The organism is Streptomyces sp. (genome assembly GCF_035563135.1).
In the GTDB taxonomy this organism is placed as follows: Bacteria; Actinomycetota; Actinomycetes; order Streptomycetales; family Streptomycetaceae; genus Streptomyces.
Genome location: NZ_DATMVN010000239.1, coordinates 1 through 3,375, shown reverse-complemented (window position 1 = coordinate 3,375; position 3,375 = coordinate 1). Strand labels below are relative to the sequence as shown.

The window sequence follows — 3,375 nt, the reverse complement described above, 5'->3', positions numbered from 1 at the left end:
GCCGTCGATGGTCGCCGTCGACCCGCCCGAGCACACCCGCTACCGCCGGCTGGTCAGCCGGGCGTTCAGCGCTCGGGCCGTCGCCGGGCTGCGCGAGCGCACCCGTCAGATCGCCGACGAGCTCCTCGACGGCCTCGAGCGCGAGGCCGCGGCGCACGGCGGCCAGGTGGACCTCGCCGCCCGCTACGCCAGCCTGCTGCCGGTCACGGTCATCTCGGAGATGCTGGGCGTCCCGGTGGCGATGCGCGAGCAGTTCCTCGCCTGGGGTGACCACGCTGCGCCGGTCCTGGACATGGGCCTGGACTGGTCGACCCACCACGACGTCGAGCGCAGCCTCGCCGAGCTCGACGCCTGGTGGCGCGGGCACCTGCAGCAGCTGCGCCGGGACCCGGGCCCGGACCTGCTGTCCGCCCTGGTCACCACGGTCGACGACGACGGGAGCGGCCTCACCGAGACCGAGCTGCGGGCCACGGCCGCGCTGGTCGTCGGCGCCGGGTTCGAGACCACCGTCAACCTCATCGGCAACGGGGCCGCCCTGCTCTTCGACCATCCCGACCAGCGCCGGCTGCTCGCCGAGGACCCGTCGCTGTGGCCGAACGCGGTCGACGAGGTCCTCCGCGCCGACCCCCCGGTGCAGCGGACCGGACGCCGGGCCCGGCGGTCCACCACCGTCCACGGGGTCCCCGTCGCCGAGGGCGAGTGGCTGGTCCTCCTGCTGGCCGCGGCCGACCGGGACCCGCGGGTGTTCCCCGATCCGCACGTCTTCGACGTCGCGCGCACCAATGCGCGCGAGCACCTCGCCTTCGGGAGCGGCATCCACTTCTGCCTCGGTGCCTCGCTCGCGCGGATGGAGGGCGAGGTCGCGCTCCGGGCGCTGTTCGAGCGTTTTCCCGATCTCGATCTCGCGGGCTCCGGGCGCCGCCGTGTCACGGTCATCCTGCGTGGTTACCGATCCCTGCCCGTCGTCCTCGGGTCCACGAGCCCGCGAGGTCGGTTCGCGTCCGGTGAGAGCCGGTCCGACCAGGAACCGGCCGGGACGAGTTCGGCCTGACCCTCCGCCGGGCGGCCACGGTCCCGCCCTTCCGGCGAAGCCGGCATGCCTGCGAGGCCCGCGCGCCGGGTGGCGCTGTCCCGTTGTCCGGCAGGGTCAGTAGGAGGCCTGGGGCGACTACTTGATCAGCGCCGCGAAGAGAGCGCCGACGAGCCCGAGGGCTGCCAGCACCAGCCGCACCCGGGGACGATCCCACGGGCGGCCCCGGTCCAGCGACAGCCCGCCACCCCCGATCAGGGTGAGGGCGAGGCAAGCCACCAGAAGCGTCAGCTCCAGCTCGTAGCCGCCCTCGAAGCCGAAGAACTTCCCGCCGCCCACGGTGTGCATCGTCAGGGCTGCGCCGGCCATGTCAGCGACGAGCCCCGCACCGACGAGCGAGACCCCGAGACCGATGATGAGCAGGATGCCTCCGCCGAACTCGACGAGGCCGCTCAGGAGCACCAGCGGCTTGCCCGGCGCGTAGCCGACGGACTCGAAGAAGGGGGCCGTTTCGTTCAGGCCCTGGCCACCGAACCAGCCGAAGAGCTTCTGCGCTCCGTGGAGGATGAAGACCACCCCGAGGAAGATCCTCAGGACGAGCAGCCCGAGGTCGGCCTCGATCGATCGTCCTGGAACGGCGGACCTGTTGTCGGCGAAAGTCGTCTGACCGGCAGAATTGGACGGCATTGTTCACTCCTTGACGAGACAAGACCCGACCGGGAACGCATGGTGTCGCGCGGAAAGGTGCGGCGCCGGTCCGCGGAACACACCGGACCGGGAAGCGGTGTCGTGCATGTCCCCACCGTGACCGCACTCCCGTTGCCTCGGCGGATGAGCACTGTGATCACCAGCCACGCTGTTGTGCGAGCCGTTGCCGATGCGCCGTCGGCCGGCCCTTGCGCGAGCCACTCGAGCTCCGATTCTGCCGGGCGCATCGCGGACGGCTCGGGCGTGCACATCAGGTCGGTCGTCGAACGATCCAGCGGCGCAACCAGAGGCTTGTGGGATGCGGAAGATCATGGTCACCGTCATCGGAACTCTCTACGCGACAGAGCGATCAACCGAGCGGTTCGCGAGCAGATGCGAACGTATTGACGGCCGTATGCGACGTCAAGGCGTCACGGCGTCGTCACACCACCCGCCCCGGAGCGGATGTCCCGTTCACGTGAAATTCCGGAGCGGCCCGTCCTGGCATCAGCCTGCGAGGAATATCCGCACGGAACGGTGACGATCCCGGCTGCTGTCGATCGCCCTCGCCCTGGTCGGCGCTTCCAGCCCGACCACGATACCGCTGTGCCGGTGGCCGTAGCGCTGCTCACACTGCCGACCGGCGCTCTCACGGCCCTGCTGGGGCCGCTGCTGATGCGGGGCGGCTTCTGGCCGGGTCTCACCGCCCTGGACACATCGGCCCAGATCCTCGCCCGGGCGCTCGTCCCCGGGTACGCGCAGCAGCTGTTCCCCCGCCGGGTCGACCAGCAGGCGCACGGCGGGCTCGAAGCCGTGCGCGGAGGCGGCGACCGCGCCCGCGCCCGGACCCCGGCGGCTGACCGCTCAGTGGTCGCGCAGGAATGCGCCGAGCCAGCTCCGCACCGCGCGCCACACGTCGTCCGGCGTGGAGGTGACGGCCACGGTGAATGCGTCCCCGTCGGTCGCCGGGGTGGTCAGCCGGGCTCGGAACTGATCGGTGCCGTCCTCGAGCCAGACCCGCACCACGAGCACGCCGTTCCGGTCCTCGTCCACGGTCACCGTCCAAGTCGGGAGCGTTCAGCGTCGCGGCACGGCGTCACGCCGGCGTCACGGACGCACGCCCGTGGGGTGGCCCACCCGGTCGGAGTGCCCGAGCCGGACCGACGGGCGCCGTGCCTCCGCGCGCGCTGGGCACCCGCGGGGGTCATCCCTGGGCGCTCTTCCCCGGCTCACCGACCGCCCCCGAACGTGTCGGTACGGCGTGTCCGTGGGGACACGCCTTTGAGGCGATCCCGACCCGAGCACTCCCCGTGCCGCCGGGACACCGGGCTGGCAGCATCGCTGGATGTGAGGTGCATCACAGCGACGCTCGCCGCCTTCAGCCTGCTCGTCACCGGTGTCGGCACCGCCCAGGCGGCACCCGCCGACGGGCCGGTGCCTCCAGGACCGGTGGCGCTCGACAACCCCGAGTTCAGCGCCAACGTGATGGCGCCGCTGCGGGTGACCGACTGGGCGGGGTTCGAGGCCGATCTCGAGACCGTGGCTGCCTACGGTGTGGACGCCGTGAGTGTCGACGTGTGGTGGGGCGATGTCGAAGGAGAGGCGGACAACCGGTTCGACTGGAGCTACTACGACCGCGTCTTCGCCCTCATCACGTC

At 71.8% G+C, this 3,375-nt stretch carries 5 protein-coding genes; 2 read left to right on the top strand and 3 right to left on the bottom strand.

What is annotated here, in order from left to right; genetic code table 11:
• The coding region (locus tag VN520_RS10430) for a cytochrome P450 (RefSeq protein WP_325746587.1) at window positions 1-1,051 on the top strand (1,051 nt) is incomplete at its 5' end.
• A 117-nt stretch (window positions 1,052-1,168) separates the two neighbouring features.
• Here VN520_RS10430 and VN520_RS10425 read toward each other — a convergent pair.
• From VN520_RS10425 to VN520_RS10415, 3 genes are all read right to left on the bottom strand, one after another.
• The gene (locus VN520_RS10425; RefSeq protein ID WP_325746586.1) at window positions 1,169-1,717 is read right to left on the bottom strand and encodes a DoxX family protein; all 549 of its coding nucleotides are present in this window, start codon (window positions 1,715-1,717) and stop codon (window positions 1,169-1,171) included.
• Between the two features lie 507 nt (window positions 1,718-2,224).
• Window positions 2,225-2,515: a hypothetical protein gene (locus VN520_RS10420; protein ID WP_325746585.1), complete on the bottom strand. Its 291-nt coding sequence runs from the start codon at window positions 2,513-2,515 to the stop codon at window positions 2,225-2,227.
• A gap of 66 nt (window positions 2,516-2,581) precedes the next feature.
• Window positions 2,582-2,776 (bottom strand): hypothetical protein, encoded by a 195-nt coding sequence (locus tag VN520_RS10415; RefSeq protein WP_325746584.1) that lies wholly within the window; start codon window positions 2,774-2,776, stop codon window positions 2,582-2,584.
• 288 nt (window positions 2,777-3,064) lie between these two features.
• Between VN520_RS10415 and VN520_RS10410 the strand changes: the two genes are divergently transcribed.
• The coding region (locus tag VN520_RS10410; protein WP_325746583.1) for a family 14 glycosylhydrolase at window positions 3,065-3,375 on the top strand (311 nt) is incomplete at its 3' end.

Excerpts from the sequence above, each read along its gene's own strand:
- VN520_RS10425 (WP_325746586.1), bottom strand. The coding sequence starts at position 1,717 with ATGCCGTCCAATTCTGCCGGTCAGACGACTTTCGCCGACAACAGGTCC.